This window comes from Paraburkholderia dipogonis (genome assembly GCF_042680985.1).
Taxonomy (GTDB): Bacteria; Pseudomonadota; Gammaproteobacteria; order Burkholderiales; family Burkholderiaceae; genus Paraburkholderia; species Paraburkholderia phytofirmans.
On sequence record NZ_JBHUFR010000008.1, the window covers coordinates 240,386 to 256,531 of the forward strand.

The following is a 16,146-nucleotide window of genomic DNA, read 5'->3' on the forward strand; positions in this document are numbered from 1 at the left end:
GCCTGCAGCTCCGCGGGCGCGGACTTACAATATCGGTTAATCCAGAGGCGCTCAACATGTCGTTTTCCCCAAGCATTGCAGGGTTATCCGGGCCTTTGTCGGCCCTTTCCGATGCGCTCACCACGTTGCACGAGAGCGCGTTCGCACGGCTCGGCAGCGTGTTTCTGACGCGTCTGCCGGCGGCGCCGCTCAATGCGCCATACCTCGTCGGGTTCTCCGCCGAAACCGCCGCGCTGCTCGGTTTAGAGCCGGGCCTCGAGAAGGATCCGGGCTTTGCCGAACTGTTCTCCGGCAACCTCACGCGCGAGTGGCCGGCCGAGGCGCTGCCTTATGCGTCGGTCTATTCCGGGCACCAGTTCGGCGTGTGGGCCGGCCAGCTCGGCGACGGCCGCGCGCTCGGTCTCGGCGAAGTCGAACATAACGGCCAGCGCTTCGAGTTGCAGCTCAAAGGCGCGGGGCGCACGCCCTATTCGCGCATGGGCGATGGCCGCGCGGTGTTGCGTTCGTCGATCCGCGAGTACCTGTGTTCGGAGGCGATGCATCACCTCGGCATTCCGACCACGCGGGCGCTGTGCGTGATCGGCTCCGATCAGCCGGTGCGGCGCGAAACCGTCGAAACGGCAGCCGTGGTCACGCGCGTGGCGCCGAGCTTCGTGCGCTTCGGCCACTTCGAGCACTTCTATTCGAACGATCGCACCGACGCGCTGCGCGCGCTCGCCGATCATGTGATCGAGCGTTTCTATCCGCATTGCCGCGAAGCCGACGATCCGTATCTCGCGCTGCTCAATGAAGCGGTCATCTCGACCGCTGATCTGATGGTCGACTGGCAGGCGGTTGGCTTCTGCCACGGCGTGATGAACACCGACAACATGTCGATCCTCGGCCTCACCATCGACTACGGTCCGTTCGGTTTCATGGACGGCTTCGACGCCGGCTACATCTGCAATCACTCCGATTCGCAAGGCCGTTACGCGTACAAGATGCAGCCGCAGATCGCCTACTGGAACCTCTTCTGCCTCGCGCAAGGGCTGCTGCCGCTGCTGGGCGAAAAGCACGAGGAAAGCGTGCGCGGCGACAAGGCGATCGAAGACGCACAACGTGTGCTCGGCGGTTTCAAGGATCGCTTTGCGCCGGCGCTGGAGCGGCGCATGCGTGCCAAGCTCGGCCTCGATATTGAACGCGACGGCGACGACGGTCTGGTCAATCGCCTGTTCGAAGTGATGCACGCCAATCGTTCGGATTTCACGCTGACCTTCCGCAATCTGGCGCGTGTGTCGAAGCACGACGCAAGCGGCGACGCGCCTGTGCGCGATCTGTTTCTCGACCGCGCCGCCTTCGACGCCTGGGTGAACGACTACCGCGCGCGGCTGTCCGAAGAAACACGCGACGACGCCGCGCGCGCCATTGCAATGAACCGTGTGAACCCCAAATTCGTACTTCGCAATCATCTGGCGGAAACGGCGATCCGCCGCGCGAAAGAGAAGGATTTCTCCGAAGTGGAACGACTGGCGGCCATCCTGCGCCGTCCGTTCGACGAACAGCCCGAGCACGAAGCGTATGCCGGGCTGCCGCCGGACTGGGCGAGTTCGCTGGAAGTGAGCTGCTCGTCGTGACGCGCCGAGCGGCTTCTGCTTGCGCGTGGTGATGTAGTGAGCCGCAGCGAGCCGTAGTGATCAGAACCCGCCTGACCGTCTAACCGCCCCCAAAACAAGCCCGAGACAGGAACCGACCATGAACAAACCCGACGAACTCAAGACCAACGCCCCCGCCGTGCAGAAAGACGACGCCGAGTGGCGCAAGCAGCTCTCCGATATCGAGTATCAGGTGACGCGCCACGCCGCCACCGAGCGCCCGTTCACGGGCCGCTACCACGACCACTGGGATCGCGGCATCTATGACTGCGTCTGTTGCGGCACGCCGCTGTTCGAATCGGACACCAAGTTCGACGCCGGTTGCGGCTGGCCGAGCTACTTCAAGCCGATCGACGGCGAAGTGATCAAGGAAAAAACCGACCGCTCGCACGGCATGCTGCGCATCGAGGTGGAATGCAAGAACTGCGGCGCGCATCTGGGCCACGTGTTCGAAGACGGACCCGCGCCGACCGGCCTGCGGTACTGCATCAATTCAGCTGCGTTACAATTCGAGCCCAAGTAACGCAGCGCGGAGTCCGGCGCGTTGCCGGCCGGCGTCTGCGTCCATTCAGGCACGCGCCGGCCGCGACACCCTTCATCCAGCTTGCGAACCGTTTCTCCTGCTTCGCACCGCGCCCCCATTTCCTGACTCTTTTCTCCGACTCTTTCTCCGACTCCCGACCAGATAATGAAATTCCTGTTCGATCTGTTCCCGATCATCCTGTTCTTCGTCGCCTTCAAGATCTGGGGCATTTTCACGGCGACGGCAGTGGCGATCGTCGCCACGCTGGTGCAGATCGCGTGGGTGGCCTTCCGCCACCGCAAGGTCGATCCGATGCTGTGGGTGAGCCTCGGCGTCGTCACCGTGTTCGGCGGCGCGACGCTCGTGCTGCACAACGACACCTTCATCAAGTGGAAGCCGACCGTGCTGTACTGGGCGTTTTCAGTGGCGCTGATCATCTCGCAACTGGCCTTCAACAAGAACCTGATCGAAGCGATGATGGGCAAGCAGATCACGCTGCCGCACGCGATCTGGGGCAAGCTGAGTGTGGTCTGGGCGATCTTTTTCGTGCTGCTCGGGCTGGTGAATCTGTTCGTCGCGTACAACTACACGACCGACCAGTGGGTCAATTTCAAGCTGTTCGGCGCCACCGGTTGTCTGGTGGTGTTTATCGTCGGACAGAGTTTGTGGCTCTCGAAGTATATGAAGGAAGAATGACATGACGAGCGACGCAGATGTATTCATGCACGCCACCACCGCCGAGCGCGCCGCGCTGATCGAGGCGCGCCTCGCCGCCGCGCTGGCGCCGGTCGCTTCGATCCAGATCACCGACGACAGCGCGCAGCACGCCGGTCACGCCGGCGCCTCCGCCGGCGGTCATTTCAGTGTCACGATCGTAGCTGCCGCATTCGCCGGCAAGGCCCGCGTGGCGCGGCATCGCATGGTGTATGATGCGCTGGCCGATGCCATGCAGCGCGGCATTCACGCCCTTGCCATCACGGCGTATACGCCCGAAGAATTCGCTTTGTTGCCCCGCTAGGAAAATTTTCGATGACCTTGAAGAAAACCCGTCTTTGGGTATTGCTGGCTGCGTTTGCAGCCGCACCTGCATTCGCACAGAACATCGCCGTCGTGAACGGCACGCCGATTCCCAAAGCACGCGCCGATGCGCTGATCGACCAACTGGTTCATCAAGGCCAGCAAAATACGCCGCAACTGCAGACCGCCGTGCGCGAAGAACTGGTGAATCGCGAGATCCTGATGCAGGAAGCGCTGCGCCGCGGCCTGCCGAATCGTCCGGACATCAAGGCGCAAATCGCCGTGGCACAGCAAACCGTCGTGCTGCGCGCGCTGATCGAAGACTTCGTGAAGAACAACACGCCGAGCGACGCCGAAGTCACCGCGCGTTACAACGCGCTGATCAAGGACGCAGGCGGCAAGGAATATCACCTGCACCACATCCTCGTGGACAACGAACAGCAGGCCAAAGACCTGATCGCGAAGATCAAGGCCGGCGCAAGCTTCGAGGATCTGGCCAAGCAATTCTCGAAAGACCCGGGATCGGGCAAGAACGGCGGCGATCTGGACTGGTCGGACCCGAAGGCCTACGTGCCTGAATTCGCGGACGCGGCCACGCATCTGCAGAAAGGCCAGATGACTGACACGCCGGTGCATACGCAATTCGGCTGGCACATCATCCGTGTCGACGACGTGCGCAACATCACGCCGCCGCCTCTGGAGCAAGTGCGTCCGCAGATCGTGCAACAGATCCAGCAGGAAAAGCTGCAGGCGTTCGAGGAAGGTTTGCGCAAGAACGCGAAGATTCAGTAAGCTGAGTTCGATTCTGCTGAAGGCGCTGTTCAGTCAATGACTGAACAGCGCTTTTTTCATTGGGATTGCCCGCAATCACTTGCGCAAGGCGCGGCTCATTTCCGCAAGCGGCATCGCAACGATCGAATCGAGCAGGCGAACTTCGCCGGCATTCGGCTGCGCGATTTCGCCGACGCTGCGCCGGGTGTCCGCCACGCGGGCGTCGAGCGTGGCCAGCATCTCATTCAGCAATCTTTCCGAACCCTTCGGCGAAAGACGAAGCGCTTCGCCGAAGGCGAGCATGTTCTTTCTGTTGATCTGCGCGAATTGAGTGGCGTCTCCCACAGGCATGGTCAGGTCGCAGTGCGGCCAACGGTCCCGCTGCTGCGGTTGATAGGTCGGCGTGTGGTAGACGACCGTGCTCACCAGATCGTAGAACGGCGCCAGCCTGTAACCGCGAGCGGTGACGAAGAACGAGAGATTTTTCAGGTGCGAGTCGGCATTGCCGATGAGCACATTGAAGATCGCCCAGCGGAATACATCGAGACGCGCCACGGCCCGCGTGCTCGTTTTCTCGATCGCATCCCTGAGCACCTGCGCGGTCGCGTTCTGATATTTGAAGCTGCGGTCGTAATTCAGCAATTGCATGGCGTCGACAGTATGCAGCCGCCGAGCCGGCTCACTGCTCGTGTCACGGTCGAAGCGATCGATCACGTAACAGGCCGAAGGCACCCGCAAAAAATGCGTGGGCGGTACGCGCACACCCATTGCACGCGCGAGCTGCATGCAGAAAAACTCGTTGATCGCCGAATGCGGATAGCCTGTGCTGCGCATGTCGGGCTTGAGAAGATGCATGGATGGTTCACTGCCCACGGGCTCCAGCAGTTCGTAGTCCGGCGCGTTGCCTCGCAAAGTCAGCAACAGCTTCTGTTGGGCGCCCGCCGCGGACATACGTTTGGGCGCCGTGGCGGTGAGCGCGTGTTGCGGCATCGCCTGAATGCGCGCCTCCAGATTCGCCCGCGACAAAGACAGCAGTCCGCCAGGCGCCTCCTGTTCGCCGTCTGCGAGCAGCGTCAAGGCGCCAGCCGATTCGCGGCCGTAATAGGCGAGCAGACCCCACGCGTCGCTCGCATCGACCTTGGCCTCACGAGCGAGCGCACTGCGCATTTCCTCTTCAGGCAGCAGGTTGTCGAAGAACCATTGCACCGGCCGCTGGCTGGAGCCGTCGACGAAAGGCTCGGCTAGCAGTGGGAAAGCGGGTGAAAGCGCAAACGCGTCCTCCCGAGCCAGCCAGTCCTCGGCGTAGGCAAATGACCAGACACCGCTGTCGTCGCTCACGACGCCCACGCGGCGGCCATTCGCATAGGCGGCTAACGTTCTAGCGGCCATGGGTACTCCGGCGGCGATGAGATGCTTTGGTGGAGACGTCTGCCGGAATGTCTACGGAAACCTCGGCGCGCAGCGTGATGCCCAGTTCGCTGAGCAGATGCAGCACCTTGCCGATCTGCGCCGTTGGCTTACCTGCCTCGATGTGCGTGATGAACTTGGGAGACAGACCGGTGGCGGCGGCGAGGTCGTCGCGCGTCAACCTCTGCGCAAGCCTGGACGCCCGCACGAGATCGCCTAACTCCGTCATGTTGCTGATGAAAACTTTGGACTCCATCACTCGCCCCGTGTGCGTTCGTACCCGCTCGGGAACATTATGCCATGGGGAGCGCGGTTTTAGCTGATTTCGTACCCGAGCGGGTACGAATCGGCATGCCAAACGTCAATAGTGAAGGTTTCGTACCTGATCGGATACGAAAGATAGACAAATCGGGGAATATGAGCGTTGACGTACCCGAACGGATACGAAGGAGATAAGTTCAGTCTGGGAGTTGCCGCGCAGGCGGACCGGTGCGCCCGCCATCCGCCGGCCTTCGACCCCGCACAAGCGCGCGGTCGCGGCACCGGCAAGCTGGCGCGCAGCACACTACGCGCCAGCCAGTCTCACCTCATCACCCCAACCAGCGGCGCGCGTTCTGGAACACGCGCAGCCACGGGCTTGCGTCCGTCGCCCCTTCGCCCCAGCCTTCCGGATGCCAGCTCATCTGCACCGCGCGATGCACGCGCTCGGTATGCGGCATCAGGACCGTGAAGCGGCCGTCCGGCGTCGTCACCGACGTGATGCCGTTCGGCGAGCCGTTCGGGTTGAACGGATACTGCTCGGTTGCCTGACCGCGGTGATCGACATAGCGCATCGCCACCGCGACCTTCGACGCATCGCCTTGCTGCGAGAAGTCCGCGTAGCCTTCGCCGTGCGCGATCGCCACCGGAATGCGAGAGCCTTCCATGCCGCTGAAGAAGAGCGACGGCGAAGCCTGCACTTCGACCAGCGAGAAGCGCGCTTCGAACTTCTCCGACTTGTTGCGCGTGAACTTCGGCCACGCTTCGGCGCCCGGAATCATCGAAGCGAGGCTGCTCATCATCTGGCAGCCGTTGCAGATGCCGAGCGCAAACGTATCTTCACGGCCGAAGAACGCGGCGAACATGTCGGCCAGTTGCGCGTTGAAGCGGATCGCCTTCGCCCAGCCTTCACCGGCACCCAGCGTGTCCCCGTACGAGAAGCCGCCGCACGCCACGGCGCCGGCGAAGTCCGCCAGATTGGCGCGGCCGGCCAGCAGATCGCTCATGTGCACGTCGTGCGCGTCGAAGCCGGCGCGGTCGAATGCATACGCGGTTTCGAGGTGCGAATTGACGCCCTGCTCACGCAGGATCGCCACGCGCGGACGCGCGCTCTTGCCGATGAATGGCGCGGCGATGTCTTCTGCCGGATCGAACGTCAGGATCGGTGAAATGCCGGGATCGGCCGCATCGGAAAGCGCGTCGTATTCGGCATCGGCGCAAGCGGGGTTGTCGCGCAGACGCGCGATACGCCAGCTCACTTCGCTCCACGTGCGATGCAGTTCGGTGCGCGGCGCGTCGTAAATCTTCTTGGCGTCGCGATAGATTTCGATCGTGTCGCGCTCGTTGATCTTGCCGATCACATGCGAGCACGCCGACAGCCCATGTTCGCGCAACGCCGCGAGCACCGCGTCGCGCTCGGACGCGCGCACCTGGACCACCGCGCCAAGTTCTTCATTGAAGAGCGCGCGGATGGTGCGGTCTTCGCGGCGCCCGCTGGTCTGCTTGGCCCAGTCTTTGGCGTCGCCATAATCGGATTCGTGGTTCGGATCGAGCACCAGCATGTCGACGTTCAGCGACACGCCCACGTGGCCCGCGAACGCCATTTCGCACACCGTCGCCCACAGGCCGCCGTCCGAGCGGTCGTGGTAGGCGAGCAACTTGCCGTCCTGGTTCAGCGCCTGGATCGCGGCGAAGAAACGCTTCAGATCTTCCGGATCGTCCACATCCGGCACCGTGTCGCCGACCTGCTGCGTAACCTGCGCAAGGATACTGCCGCCCAAACGATGCTTGCCGCGGCCGAGGTCGATCGCGATCAGCACGGACTCGCCCACGTCGCTCGTGCGGCGCAGTTGCGGCGTGAGGTGGCGGCGCACGTCCTGAACCGGCGCGAACGCCGAGATGATCAACGAAACCGGTGCGACCACTTCCTTCGCGACGCCGCGGTCTTCCCACTTGGTGCGCATCGACAGCGAATCCTTGCCGACCGGAATGCTGATGCCGAGCGCCGGGCACAACTCCATGCCGATCGCCTTGACCGTGTCGTAGAGCGCGGCGTCTTCGCCCGCCGCGCCGCACGCGGCCATCCAGTTTGCCGACAGCTTGAGCTTGTCGAGCGACGCGATCGGCGCCGCCGCGATGTTGGTCACGGCCTCGCCGACCGCCATGCGGCCCGAAGCCGGCGCGTCGATGACAGCCAAAGGCGTGCGCTCGGCCATCGTCATGGCTTCGCCGGTGAAGCCCGCGTAGTCCATGGTGGTGATCGCGACGTCGGCCACCGGCACTTGCCACGGGCCGACCATCTGATCGCGCGCAGTCGTGCCGCCCACCGAACGGTCGCCGATCGTGATCAGGAACGACTTGCTCGCCACCGTGGGATGACGCAGCACGCTAGTCGCGACATCCGACAGCGCGAGGCCGGTCACATCCACCGGTTCGAGCTTCCGCTCGACGCGCTTGACGTCGCGATGCATGCGCGGCGCCTTGCCGAGCAGCACTTCCATCGGCATGTCGACTGGCTGGTGCGCGGTGTCTTCGTTCAGTTCGGAATCGATCAGCTTGAGCTGACGCTCGGCGGTAGCCGTGCCGATCACCGCGAACGGACAGCGCTCGCGCTCGCACATGGCGGCGAAAGCCGGCAGATCGGCCGGCGCGATGGCCAGCACGTAGCGTTCTTGCGCTTCGTTCGACCAGATCTCGCGCGGCGACAAACCGCTCTCTTCCAGCTGGATTTTGCGCAGATCGAAGCGCGCGCCCTTGCCGGCGCCGTCGACCACTTCAGGGAAAGCGTTCGAGAGACCACCCGCGCCCACGTCGTGAATGCTCAGAATCGGGTTCTTCTCGCCAAGCTGCCAGCACGCGTTGATGACTTCCTGCGCACGGCGTTCGATTTCCGGATTGCCGCGCTGAACCGAATCGAAGTCGAGTTCAGCGGTGTTGGTGCCCGTCGCCATGGAGCTCGCGGCGCCGCCGCCCATGCCGATGCGCATGCCCGGCCCGCCGATCTGGATCAAGAGCGACCCTTCCGGCAGATCGTGCTTATGCGTGTGCTGGTCCGAGATATTGCCGATCCCGCCTGCGATCATGATCGGCTTGTGATAGCCGCGCACCAGACCCGCGACGTTCTGTTCGTAGGCGCGGAAATAGCCGCCCAGATTGGGCCGGCCGAATTCGTTGTTGAACGCGGCGCCGCCGAGCGGGCCGTCGATCATGATCTGCAGCGGTGAGGCGATGCGGTCGGGGCGGCCGTACGCTTCGTGCTTGTCGTCGGGATTGCGGTGCGCGAGCGGCTGCGCTGCGTCGCGCGCGTTTTCCCATGCCTCGACGCCGTCCGGCAGTTCCAGGTTCGACACCGTGAAGCCCGCCAGACCCGCCTTGGGACGCGCGCCGCGGCCGGTTGCGCCTTCGTCGCGGATTTCGCCGCCCGCGCCGGTCGCGGCGCCCGGGAACGGCGAGATCGCGGTCGGGTGATTGTGCGTTTCCACCTTCATCAAGGTATGCGTGAGTTCGTTGCTGCGGCGGTAGTGCTCCGGCAGCTCGCTCGCACCAAGGTCCGCCGGCGTGCGCGGGAACCAGCGCTCGGCCATGCCGCCCGCCATGATCGCCGAGTTGTCCGAATACGCGACGATCGTGCCTTGCGGATTCAGCTTCTCGGTATTGCGGATCATGTTGAAAAGCGAGATGTCCTGCTTCTCGCCGTCGATGGTCCAGTCCGCGTTGAAAATCTTGTGGCGGCAGTGTTCGCTGTTGGCCTGCGCGAACATCATCAGTTCGACGTCGGTCGGGTTGCGGCCGAGCTTCGTGAAGGCGTCGACGAGGTAGTCGATTTCGTCGTCGGCGAGCGCGAGGCCCAGTTCCGTGTTCGCTGTTTCCAGCGCGCCGCGGCCGTTGCCCAATACGTCGACGGTTTGCAGCGGCTTGGCCGGCAGTTCGTCGAACAGATGCAGCGCGTGGTCGCGCGAGCTCGACACGCTTTCGGTCATGCGGTCATGCAAGGCCGCCGCGACAGCCGCGCGGGCTTCGTCGGAGAGCGCCTTCTTGCCGCCCAGCAGGCCGCTTTTCAGCGTGACCGTGTACTCGACGCCGCGCTCGATGCGGCGCACCTGCGTGAGGCCGCACAGATGCGCGATATCCGTTGCCTTGCTGGCCCACGGCGACACCGTGCCGAAACGCGGCACCACGAGAAAAGTCTCGGCCGTGCCGCGCTCTCTGGTTTCTTCGAGCGGATCGCCGTAATGCATCAGCGCTTCGATCTTCGCGTTGTCTTCAGCCGAGAGCGGCGTCTGGGCATTGACGAAGTGCAGATATTGCCCCCGCACGCCGGCGATGTTCGGATCGATGCGCGTGAGCGTTTCGAGCAGGCGGGTTTGACGGAAATCGGAAAGGGCCGAAGCGCCGGGAAAACACGAGAAGTGGGCCATGGACTTGACGTTGCGTCGCTAATGATGCCGATGAGTGATGCCGTGAGTCGCGCCGATGAGTCGCGCGTGAAGGCGACGTGAGGCGCAAAGGAAGTCCGGGATTATACCCCGGGAAGAGGCTTCCAGCGGGCCTGGCGGTACGGCTTCGGGCGGGTTTCGAGATAGTTTCGGGTGGGTTCCGTGCGGGCTCCACGTGAGTTTCGCGCAAGTTCCGGACGCGTTCCGGCCAGACTCCGGTTCGCCCGCGGCACGCACGGCGGCGGCGCTGCGGCGTTGCGCCCGCGTGGCCGCGCGGCCGGTTTGACTGCTATCATTCGCCCTTTCACCAGATCGGCGCGAGCGGCCTGAGAGGCCGGCAGCGCGCCGCATGTCACGCTCAACGGGCCAGCGCCGCTTCGGCGTCCCGTCGGCCAATCGAATCAGAACATGGATGTCATCGTCATCGGCGGCGGGATCGCGGGCGTCGCCACCGCTTATCAACTGCGCGCGGCCGGCCATCGGGTATGCGTCGTCGAGCGCCACGCAACGGTCGCGCAAGGCGCAACCTATGGACACGGCGGCACCGTCCTGCCGACCCCGCTCGACGTCTGGTTCGGCCCGACTTTCATGGCCAGCCGTCAAAACGCCAGAAACGGCGTCGTCAACAAGGCCGGCTTCAACGGATCGGCGCGCCAGTTCGTCAAGCAACTCGCCGAGTTGCAGGAACCCAACGCGTTCGGTCATCAATACGGCCTGCTGCGACCGCTGATCGAGCTGTCGCGCGACACCATGGCGGACATGGAGGCGCGCTTCGGCCTCGAGTTCGAACAGACCAGCGGCCTGCTCTATCTGGTGCGCTCCGAACAGGAATGGGAGCAACTGCGGCCCGCGCGCGGCCTGCTGCAGCTCTTCGAAGTGCCGCATCACGAACTGACACCCGAACAATGCGCCGCGTTCGAGCACTCCGTGCGTACCGAGCCGGAATTCGCGGGCGGCGTGCTGTTCGACCAGGAGCGCACGGCCAATGCGCCGCTCTTCACCAAGCTGATCAAGCAGACGCTGGATACGCAGGGCGGCGTGCAATTCATGCTGGGCTGCGAAGTCTCGTCGATCCGTCTGGACGGCCAGCGCGCCTCGGTGGAACTGGCGCCGCAGCCGGGCGCGAGCTCCCGTTCGCGCGAAGTCGACGTGATCCACGCCGACGCGGTGGTCGTGGCCGCCGGACATGGCAGCCTGCCGCTGCTCGAGCGGCTCGGCCTGCGCTTGCCGCTGCACCCGCTGCGCTTGCACACACTGGTCGCGCCGATCGCGCATGAGGAATGCGCGCCGCACGTCGCCATCGTGGACGCGGTGAAGCGGATCGCGATCAGCCGGATGAACCATCGCTTGCGGATTGCGGGCGGCGCGGTGCTGCAAAGCGCCGGCCAGATCGACAAGCCGTTGGGCGAAGCGGTGACGAAAGAAGCCCTCGCGCTGCTCGGCCAGGCCACGCACGACTGGATTCCGGGCGCCGCGCGAATCTCGGTGGCGTTGCCGTGGGAAGGCGTCAAATTGCTGTCGCCGGACGGCTTGCCGGTGATCGGCAACGCACTGCATCCGCGTCTTTTCGTCAACTTGGGCCACGGCCCGGCCGGCTGGGGTCTCGCCTGCGGGTCGGGCAAACTGGTGGCCGACCTGATTTCGGGCGGCACGCCAGACGTCCCCGTGGACACACTGGCCGCGCTGCGCGCGGACCGGTTCAAGTAAATCTCGCCGGCCCGCGTACGAGCGGGCCGCAAGAGGCGCCCGCCGGGCGCTCATCGGCACTACCATAGCGATTCCCCAAGCTTTTTCGCCTGCCGCCGGGCGAACCGCCAAGCCTCGCCATGACAGAAGCCGACCACACGCCGCCGACACTCATCAGCCCGCACAACCGGGCGCTGCCGCTGCTGACGCTCACCGACCTGCGGATCGCCGAATCCCAGGCGCGGGCCGCCTTGCCGCAACACACGCTGATGTCGCGCGCCGGGAAATCCGCCGCGAGCTTGCTGCGCGAGCAGATCACCCGCGATACCTCGTTCGAGAAATCCAGACAGAAGGTGTGGCTGATCGCCGGGCCGGGCAACAACGGCGGCGACGCGCTGATTCTCGCGACGGAACTGCACCAGGCCGGCATTGCCGTCGAACTGTGCATGCCGGTCGAGGTGAAACCGGAAGATGCGCGCTGGGCGCTCGAGACGGCCCGCGCGGCCGGCGTCGCGATCACCGGTGCGCCGCCCGCGTCGCTGGACGGCTACAGGTGGCTGGTGGACGGCATGTTCGGCATCGGCCTGACGCGGCCGCTCGAAGGCGTGTTCGCGGCCGTCGCCCGGCAGCTTTCGCAGCGCGCCAAAGCGCGGCCGCGCAAAGGCGGCGTGCTGGCGCTCGACGTGCCGAGCGGCCTCGACAGCGACACCGGCACAGTGGTGGGCAATGGGGATGGCGCCGTCGTCCATGCCACCCATACGGTCACCTTCATCGGCGCCAAACCCGGGCTCTTCACCGCGCAAGGGCGTGATCTCGCCGGCGCCGTCACGGTCGCGCCGATCGGCGTCGACACGAGCGGCCGCGCGGCCGTGCAACTGAACGCGCCCGAACTCTTCGGCGCCTTTCTGCCGCCACGCGATTTCGCAACCAACAAGGGCAGCTTCGGTAGCCTCGCCGTGGTCGGCGGCGACACCGGCATGTGCGGCGCGCCGATCCTCGCCTCGCGCGCGGCGCTCTACACCGGCGCCGGCAAAGTGCACGTCGCGTTGCTGGGCGAAGGCGCCCCGCCCTACGATCCGCCGCATCCCGAACTCATGCTGCATGCCATCGACGATCTGCCGCTCGACCAGATGGACGCGCTCGCCGTCGGCTGCGGCATGGGGCATCGCGAACGCGCCACGCGCGTGATGCACGACGTGCTGCAACTCGACGTGCCCAAGCTGTTCGACGCGGACGCGCTGAACCTGATCTCGAAAGACGCCGCGCTCGCCGCCGAAGTCACCGCGCGCGGCGTACAAGGCGATCCGTGCGTCCTCACGCCGCATCCGCTCGAAGCCGCGCGCCTGCTCGGCACCGACGCGCCGGGCGTGCAGCGCGACCGCCTCAGCGCGGCGCGCTCGCTCGCCGCGCGCTATGCAGCCGTGGTGGTACTCAAAGGCACGGGCACCGTCATCGCGGCTCCGGACGGGCGCCTCGCGATCAATCCGACCGGCAACGCCGCGCTCGCCACGGGCGGCACGGGCGACGTGCTCGGCGGCATCATCGGCGCCCTGCTCGCGCAACATCTGCCGCGCTATGAAGCGGCGCTCGCGGGCGTCTATCTGCACGGCCTCGCCGCCGACACGCTGAGCGCGCAAGGCCACGGTCCGGCCGGCCTGACGGCGGGCGAACTGGCGCCAATGGTGCGGACCTTGCTCAACCGCTTGTTCTATCCGGCAGCGGAGTGCTGAAGCTGTCCGTCCCAAGCTATGGGTGGACCGCCCAAACCGCTGCCGTCTCTCACGCAACGCCGTTATACTGACTGACTGCGCCGCGCGTCGGAGCCACTACGGGTGACGGCGAATTTTCACCGCCACCCATGGCGAACCGGGCCGCGCGGCATCGCTCTAACAGCATCGTTGCATCATCCTCGGCAGCGCTTCACGCGCGCGCCTTTCTTCGTGCCACTTGGTTAGACGGACGCTATGACCCAGAACTCGCTCCCCTCCTGGTCCTCGCTGCAAACGCATTACGACAAGATTCGCGATGCGCACATGCGCGACTGGTTCGCCCCCGAGAACGACCCCGCCCCTACCCGCGCCGAACGCTTTGCGTTCGCGGGCGGCGGTCTCGCGGCCGACTTCTCGAAAAACCGCATCACCGACGAAACACTGAAACTGCTCGTGCAAGTCGCGCGCGAAGCCGGCGTCGAGAAACGCCGCGACGCCATGTTCGCGGGCGACATCGTCAACCCGACCGAAGGCCGCGCCGTGCTGCACACGGCACTGCGCGCCACCGATCCGAAAGCGCCGTTCTACGCGCAAGTGCAGGCCGAGCGCAAGAAGATGGCGGCGTTCGCCGACCAGCTGCGCAGCGGCGAATGGAAAGGCTATACCGGCAAGCGGATCCGCTATGTCGTGAACATCGGCATCGGCGGCTCGGACCTTGGGCCGAAGATGGTGGTGCATGCGCTGCATCATCTGGCCACGCCGGAGATCACCACGCACTTCGTGTCGAACGTAGACGGCGCCGATCTGTACAACGTGATGCAACAGATCGATCCCGAAGAGACGCTCGCGATCATCGTCTCCAAGACTTTCACCACGCTCGAAACCATGACCAACGCGCGCTCGCTGCGCGACTGGTTCATCGAGAAAGGCTGCCCGGAAAGCGCGCTGGCGAAGCACTTCGTCGGCGTGTCGGCCAATCCCGCGGAAGTGGTCAAATTCGGCATCGCGAAAGAGAATGTCTTCGAGATGTGGGACTGGGTCGGTGGGCGCTATTCGCTGTGGTCGGCGGTTGGGCTATCCATCATGATCGCGATCGGACCGAAGCAGTTCGACGAACTGCTCGCCGGCGCCAACGAGATGGACCAGCATTTCCGCAACGCGCCGCTGGAAAAAAATCTGCCGGTGTTGCTCGGCATGATCGGCATCTGGTATCGCAACTTCTTCGGCTCGCAAAGCTACCTGGTCGCGCCGTATTCGCAAGCGCTGCATTTCCTGCCCTCGTATCTGCAACAGCTCGAAATGGAGAGCAACGGCAAGTCGGCGCGCCTGGACGGCGCGATGGTCGACTACCCGACCGCCGCGGTGACATGGGGCGAGCCCGGCACGAACGGTCAGCACGCTTTCTTCCAGATGCTGCACCAGGGTCCGACGATCGTGCCGATCGACTTCATCGCCGTGTTGACGCCGGAGCATCCGCTCGTCAGCCATCATCCGAAGCTGCTCGCCAATTGCTTTGCGCAAAGCGAAGCGCTGATGGTCGGCCGCACGCTCGAAGAGGCGAAGAAAGTGGCCGGCGCAGACAAGCCGGAACTGGCGCCGCACCTCGTATTTCCGGGCAACCGTCCGACCACTACGCTGCTGGTCGACGCGCTCACCGCACGTTCGCTCGGCGCATTGATCGCGTTGTACGAGCACAAGGTGCTGGTGCAGGGGACGGTGTGGGACATCAACTCCTTCGATCAGTGGGGCGTGGAGTTGGGCAAGATTCTCGGCAAGGTGGTCGAAGCCGATCTGACGGCGCCGAGTGCCGATGTGAAGAAGCATGATTCTTCCACGTCGGCCTTGATCGCGCGGGCGCGTGCCGCGTTGAAGAAGTGATGGCGTGCGGCGCGGTGGTCCGCGCCGCTTGAAATGAATGGTACGGTCGCCCGGTACGGGATGAGCCGTTAGGAAAAAGCGGGCCCTTGCGGCCCGCTTTGCTTTTTGCAGCGTGGCTCGACGCTCACTCAGGCGAGACGTCCCGCCTCGATCGTCACCGTCGTGTCGCAACGGCGCGCCAGTTCGATGTCATGCGTGACGAGAATCAACGTGGCGCCGTTCGCGCGGTTCATCTCGAACATCAGATCGATCACCGCGTGGCCGGTCGCGGCGTCGAGACTGCCGGTCGGTTCGTCGGCGAACAGGATTGCCGGATGCGTGACGAACGCGCGTGCAAGCGCCACGCGCTGCTGCTCACCGCCCGAGAGCAGCTTCGGATAGTGACCGGTGCGCTTGCCCAGACCCACCTGCTCCAGCAAGCCGCGCGCACGCGTTGCGGCTTCGCGCGTACCGATGCCGCCTTGCAACTCCAGCGGCAACGTGACGTTTTCGAGCGCGGTCAAATGCGGCATTAGCTGAAACGACTGGAACACGAAGCCAACCGAACCGCTGCGCAATGCGGCACGCTCGTCTTCGTTCAACTCACCGAGTTCGCGGCCGAGCAACCGAACCGAGCCCGAACTCGCGCTGTCCAATCCTGCGAGCAAGCCGAGCAGCGTAGACTTGCCCGACCCGGATGCACCGACGATCGCCACACTGCTGCCGGCATCGATAGCAAGATCGATGTCGTCGAGAATCGTCAGTTCGCCTGTTGCATCTTTAACCTTCTTGCACAAACCCCGCACTTCGATGACTGGATCAGTTTTGTTTAGCATGGTGAAGCGTAGGTT

12 protein-coding genes are annotated in these 16,146 nt (G+C 64.6%); 8 read left to right on the top strand and 4 right to left on the bottom strand.

Features of this window, described 5'->3' with window-relative positions:
* Window positions 1-56 precede the first annotated feature (56 nt).
* The 5 genes from ACFSNN_RS11070 to ACFSNN_RS11090 all read left to right on the top strand — a co-directional run bounded on the left by ACFSNN_RS11070 (window position 57) and on the right by ACFSNN_RS11090 (window position 3,963).
* Window positions 57-1,613, top strand: a complete 1,557-nt coding sequence (locus ACFSNN_RS11070) for a protein adenylyltransferase SelO (RefSeq protein WP_134456132.1) — start codon at window positions 57-59, stop codon at window positions 1,611-1,613.
* 118 nt (window positions 1,614-1,731) lie between these two features.
* Window positions 1,732-2,154, top strand: coding sequence for a peptide-methionine (R)-S-oxide reductase MsrB (gene msrB, locus ACFSNN_RS11075; protein WP_134456133.1), 423 nt, complete (start codon window positions 1,732-1,734; stop codon window positions 2,152-2,154).
* 165 nt (window positions 2,155-2,319) lie between these two features.
* Window positions 2,320-2,850, top strand: coding sequence for a septation protein A (locus ACFSNN_RS11080; RefSeq protein ID WP_134456134.1), 531 nt, complete (start codon window positions 2,320-2,322; stop codon window positions 2,848-2,850).
* Between the two features lies 1 nt (window position 2,851).
* Window positions 2,852-3,172, top strand: a complete 321-nt coding sequence (locus ACFSNN_RS11085) for a BolA family protein (protein ID WP_106307434.1) — start codon at window positions 2,852-2,854, stop codon at window positions 3,170-3,172.
* A gap of 11 nt (window positions 3,173-3,183) precedes the next feature.
* On the top strand, window positions 3,184-3,963 hold the full coding sequence (locus ACFSNN_RS11090; RefSeq protein WP_012432928.1) for a peptidylprolyl isomerase: 780 nt from the start codon (window positions 3,184-3,186) through the stop codon (window positions 3,961-3,963).
* A 75-nt stretch (window positions 3,964-4,038) separates the two neighbouring features.
* Here ACFSNN_RS11090 and ACFSNN_RS11095 read toward each other — a convergent pair whose 3' ends face one another.
* From ACFSNN_RS11095 to purL, 3 genes are all read right to left on the bottom strand, one after another.
* Window positions 4,039-5,331 carry a HipA domain-containing protein gene (locus ACFSNN_RS11095; RefSeq protein WP_134456135.1) on the bottom strand — a complete coding sequence of 431 codons (1,293 nt, stop codon included), beginning with the start codon at window positions 5,329-5,331 and terminating at the stop codon, window positions 4,039-4,041.
* Window positions 5,321-5,605: a helix-turn-helix domain-containing protein gene (locus ACFSNN_RS11100; RefSeq protein ID WP_134456136.1), complete on the bottom strand. Its 285-nt coding sequence runs from the start codon at window positions 5,603-5,605 to the stop codon at window positions 5,321-5,323. The genes ACFSNN_RS11095 and ACFSNN_RS11100 overlap by 11 nt, the downstream gene beginning before the upstream one ends.
* A gap of 334 nt (window positions 5,606-5,939) precedes the next feature.
* Entirely contained in the window at window positions 5,940-10,025 is a 4,086-nt protein-coding gene (purL, locus tag ACFSNN_RS11105) for a phosphoribosylformylglycinamidine synthase (protein WP_134456137.1), read from the bottom strand.
* 426 nt (window positions 10,026-10,451) lie between these two features.
* Here purL and ACFSNN_RS11110 point away from each other — a divergent pair, with 426 nt between their 5' ends.
* From ACFSNN_RS11110 to pgi, 3 genes are all read left to right on the top strand, one after another.
* Window positions 10,452-11,750, top strand: a complete 1,299-nt coding sequence (locus ACFSNN_RS11110; protein WP_134456138.1) for an FAD-dependent oxidoreductase — start codon at window positions 10,452-10,454, stop codon at window positions 11,748-11,750.
* Between the two features lie 119 nt (window positions 11,751-11,869).
* Complete coding sequence (locus tag ACFSNN_RS11115; protein WP_134456139.1) at window positions 11,870-13,459, top strand: NAD(P)H-hydrate dehydratase; 1,590 nt, start codon at window positions 11,870-11,872, stop codon at window positions 13,457-13,459.
* A 234-nt stretch (window positions 13,460-13,693) separates the two neighbouring features.
* Complete coding sequence (gene pgi / locus ACFSNN_RS11120) at window positions 13,694-15,316, top strand: glucose-6-phosphate isomerase (protein WP_134456140.1); 1,623 nt, start codon at window positions 13,694-13,696, stop codon at window positions 15,314-15,316.
* Window positions 15,317-15,444: 128 nt separating this feature from the next.
* Here pgi and ACFSNN_RS11125 read toward each other — a convergent pair whose 3' ends face one another.
* Window positions 15,445-16,131, bottom strand: coding sequence for an ABC transporter ATP-binding protein (locus ACFSNN_RS11125; RefSeq protein ID WP_134456141.1), 687 nt, complete (start codon window positions 16,129-16,131; stop codon window positions 15,445-15,447).
* Window positions 16,132-16,146: the final 15 nt, after the last annotated feature.

Bases quoted from the DNA above. Each gene is read 5' to 3' on its own strand.
- ACFSNN_RS11070 (WP_134456132.1), top strand. From the start codon at position 57: ATGTCGTTTTCCCCAAGCATTGCAGGGTTATCCGGGCCTTTGTCGGCC.
- msrB (WP_134456133.1), top strand. From the start codon at position 1,732: ATGAACAAACCCGACGAACTCAAGACCAACGCCCCCGCCGTGCAGAAA.
- ACFSNN_RS11080 (WP_134456134.1), top strand. From the start codon at position 2,320: ATGAAATTCCTGTTCGATCTGTTCCCGATCATCCTGTTCTTCGTCGCC.
- ACFSNN_RS11085 (WP_106307434.1), top strand. From the start codon at position 2,852: ATGACGAGCGACGCAGATGTATTCATGCACGCCACCACCGCCGAGCGC.
- ACFSNN_RS11090 (WP_012432928.1), top strand. From the start codon at position 3,184: ATGACCTTGAAGAAAACCCGTCTTTGGGTATTGCTGGCTGCGTTTGCA.
- ACFSNN_RS11095 (WP_134456135.1), bottom strand. From the start codon at position 5,331: ATGGCCGCTAGAACGTTAGCCGCCTATGCGAATGGCCGCCGCGTGGGC.
- ACFSNN_RS11100 (WP_134456136.1), bottom strand. From the start codon at position 5,605: ATGGAGTCCAAAGTTTTCATCAGCAACATGACGGAGTTAGGCGATCTC.
- purL (WP_134456137.1), bottom strand. From the start codon at position 10,025: ATGGCCCACTTCTCGTGTTTTCCCGGCGCTTCGGCCCTTTCCGATTTC.
- ACFSNN_RS11110 (WP_134456138.1), top strand. From the start codon at position 10,452: ATGGATGTCATCGTCATCGGCGGCGGGATCGCGGGCGTCGCCACCGCT.
- ACFSNN_RS11115 (WP_134456139.1), top strand. From the start codon at position 11,870: ATGACAGAAGCCGACCACACGCCGCCGACACTCATCAGCCCGCACAAC.
- pgi (WP_134456140.1), top strand. From the start codon at position 13,694: ATGACCCAGAACTCGCTCCCCTCCTGGTCCTCGCTGCAAACGCATTAC.
- ACFSNN_RS11125 (WP_134456141.1), bottom strand. From the start codon at position 16,131: ATGCTAAACAAAACTGATCCAGTCATCGAAGTGCGGGGTTTGTGCAAG.